The organism is Stieleria sp. (assembly GCF_041595215.1).
Taxonomy (GTDB): Bacteria; Planctomycetota; Planctomycetia; order Pirellulales; family Pirellulaceae; genus Stieleria; species Stieleria magnilauensis.
This window is the reverse complement of sequence record NZ_JBFHKV010001111.1, coordinates 1-2,733: the sequence shown is the minus strand read 5'-3', so window position 1 is coordinate 2,733 and position 2,733 is coordinate 1. Positions and strand designations below refer to the sequence as shown.

The 2,733-nt window shown below is 58.2% G+C and carries 4 protein-coding genes; 1 reads left to right on the top strand and 3 read right to left on the bottom strand.

Features of this window, described 5'->3' with window-relative positions:
• The 3 genes from ABX749_RS28605 to ABX749_RS28595 all read right to left on the bottom strand — a co-directional run.
• On the bottom strand, positions 1–603 hold a 603-nt coding region (locus ABX749_RS28605), incomplete at its 3' end, for an RNA polymerase sigma factor (RefSeq protein ID WP_372899038.1).
• Entirely contained in the window at positions 603–1,406 is an 804-nt protein-coding gene (gene fetB / locus ABX749_RS28600; RefSeq protein WP_372899037.1) for an iron export ABC transporter permease subunit FetB, read from the bottom strand. The genes ABX749_RS28605 and fetB, both read right to left, overlap by 1 nt.
• A 13-nt stretch (positions 1,407–1,419) precedes the next feature.
• Positions 1,420–2,103 (bottom strand): ATP-binding cassette domain-containing protein, encoded by a 684-nt coding sequence (locus tag ABX749_RS28595; protein WP_372899036.1) that lies wholly within the window; start codon positions 2,101–2,103, stop codon positions 1,420–1,422.
• A gap of 212 nt (positions 2,104–2,315) precedes the next feature.
• Between ABX749_RS28595 and ABX749_RS28590 the strand changes: the two genes are divergently transcribed.
• Positions 2,316–2,733: hypothetical protein (locus ABX749_RS28590; RefSeq protein ID WP_372899035.1), on the top strand; the 418-nt coding region annotated here is incomplete at its 3' end.

Genomic DNA, 2,733 nt, shown 5'->3' with positions numbered 1-2,733 from the left:
TTTGACGTTGGTCGGCGAGATCCCCAACGATTCCGCGACCAGGGCGTAGGGTTTTCGTTCCCCGTCGGTCGACAGATAGGGGCGAAGTTCTGAGAACAGTGTGGCGTTGCCGTCTCGCTCGTATTCTGTCTGAACCGATTTCAAGGCTGCGTCCAATGCGGCGATGGCCCATTGGCGATGGTATTCGTCTTCGGGTCGGCCGCCATCAGCGATCCAGTGGGATCGTTGCCCATCCGCGTTTCGCAAATCCAAACTCAGGCGTGGATTGCCGCCTCCGCGACGCAACGCGGTGGCTTTTGCATATTCGTTAGAGAGAAAGTTTTCGAGCGAAGTGAGTAGAAAGGTGCGAAACCGGCCGCGGTCTTGGTCTGCCGCGGCAAACACGTCTTTCTCCACCACGCGGACGAAAAACGCTTGGACCAAGTCCTCCGCATCGGACTCGCCGTATCCTCGACGTCGAATGAACGCGAACAAGGGAAACCAATAACGACGGCAAAGCTGCTCCATCGCATCCCGGGCTAGCTTGGAATCATGCTGTCCCGCCGAAATGACCACGCTCCAACGCGTCGTCTCAAAACTCGGTTTGTTAAATGGATCCTTCATCACGACCCCGCCGTGCGAATCAGTTCAAATTTAAATCGATGGTTTGCGTCGAACAGACGCCGGACCGAAAGCAACACGACCGAGACCGTTCCGAGTGCTGTTGCGCCGGCGATCAGAAACATGATCACGATCTGGTAGCGGACCGCCTGGGCGGGATCCATGCCCGAGATCACTTGCCCGGTCATCATCCCCGGCAGACTGACCACGCCGACGACCATCATCGAGTTGACGATCGGGATCATCCCCGTCCCCACCGCTTCGCGGATCGGCTCCCCCGCCGCTTCCCAACGCGTCGCCCCCAGCGCGATCAACGTTTCGACTTGTCCGCGAGATCGAACGAGCGTTTCGGTCAACGTGCTCAGCCCCACCGAAATCCCGTTGAGCGTGTTGCCGAGCACCATGCCCAACAGCGGGATCGCGTATTGCGGCTCGTACCACTTCGGCAAATCCTGAAAGACGAACAACAGCACGTATCCGGTCAAGATCCACGCACACGACCAAACCGAGGTGATGGCGATCAGGCGAATTCCAGGGAATTTTCGTTTGCTGCGATCGGCGGCGGAAAAACCGGCGATGAGCGTCATCGCCGCTGCGATCGCCAGGACGACGTACCAACGATCCACACGAAACACCCACGACAACACGACACCGACAAGCGACAACTGGACGACCGTGCGAACACTCGCGATCGCCAGCGTCTTTTCCAAACGTAATCGCAGCACGATGGAGACGACACCGTTGATGACGATCAAGACCGCCGCCAAGCAGACTTCAAGATTGGTTAATTCGATGTACGGCGACATAAAACGTGCTTTGTCACGGGGCGGTTCGACGGCTCTGGATTTGACCGGCATGCATGGTGATCAGCGAATCACAAACGCGATCGGCCTGGCTGGGATCATGCGAGACCCAAATGTACGCTCGCGAGTCGGGTGCGTCGTCATACCAACGCATCACGATCGATTCGATATGACGCGCCGATTGCCGATCCAACGCCGACGTGGGTTCGTCCAGCAATAACACGCGAGGTGACAATTGAATCGCTCGCAACAGGGCCACGATCTGTGCTTCGCCGCCGGAGAGTTGTTCGTGAGGTTGATCGAGAAACGCAGCGTCGCGGGCGACCGTTGCCAATTGATCGACGATCCAATCGCGATCAAAATGACGATCGCGATGGGCTTTCAATTGAAACGGCTGACGCAAGACGGTTTCGACCGTTCCTTCGAATGCGGCGGCGCGCTGATGCACATAGATGACTTGGCTGCGATAGATCGTCGCCTGGTCGTTCGCAACTGGCGTCTGCTGCCAGAGCAAATCGCCCGAGTCGACCGGTTCCAACAACGCCAGACTTCGCAGCAACAACGACTTTCCGCTGCCGGTGGGGCCGACCAGCCCAAGACGCGCGCCGGTGGCTAGATCCAGCGTGATGTCGTCGAGCAAGGTTTTGCCGTCGACTCGACGCGTCAGGTTCACGGCTTGTAGCAGGACGTCGGCGGTCACGGGGCGTTTGACTCGAGGCTAATTCGCGATGGGGTTGGTCTTATGATAGCCATCTTTGGCCCGCCAAAAGAGCGTGGCATCGACATTCGTCCATCGATCCGATGACAGCGACCGACCAAGTTTTTCCTTGCATCTGAATTGTCGACGTGGGAGGATTCCCGCTGGGGCCGATCGTCCCCTTCTGTCACTCTTCTCGATTCGCAGGTGTTTTGATGCGCGTTCTTCCGGCGACGTTGGCGGCGTTGTTGTTTGTTTTCTCTAGCTCGATTGCGTGGTCGCAGTCGGCGGATCCGTTCGGCGCTTCACCGGGCCAGCCGGCAGATCCGTTTGCACCACAGCCCAATACCCGACCGGCAAAGCCTTCCAAAGCGGCCCAGTCCAAGACGGTTCGCGGGGCCGTGTTACAGAAAGCCAAGCAGGCGTTGGCAGAAGGCCGCAAACCCCAGTCGCCCAACGCGCGGATGCACAACGAAGCGGAGCAGTGGATCAATGCGACGTTGAGCGGTGAGACATCGATCACGTTCATTGAAACGCCATTGCAAGAAGCAATGCAAACACTCTCCGCTCAGCACGAAATTCCGATCGTCATCGACCGACGGGCGCTGGAGGAAATTGGTCTCGATGCCGATG

Excerpts from the sequence above, each read along its gene's own strand:
- fetB (WP_372899037.1), bottom strand. The coding sequence starts at position 1,406 with ATGTCGCCGTACATCGAATTAACCAATCTTGAAGTCTGCTTGGCGGCG.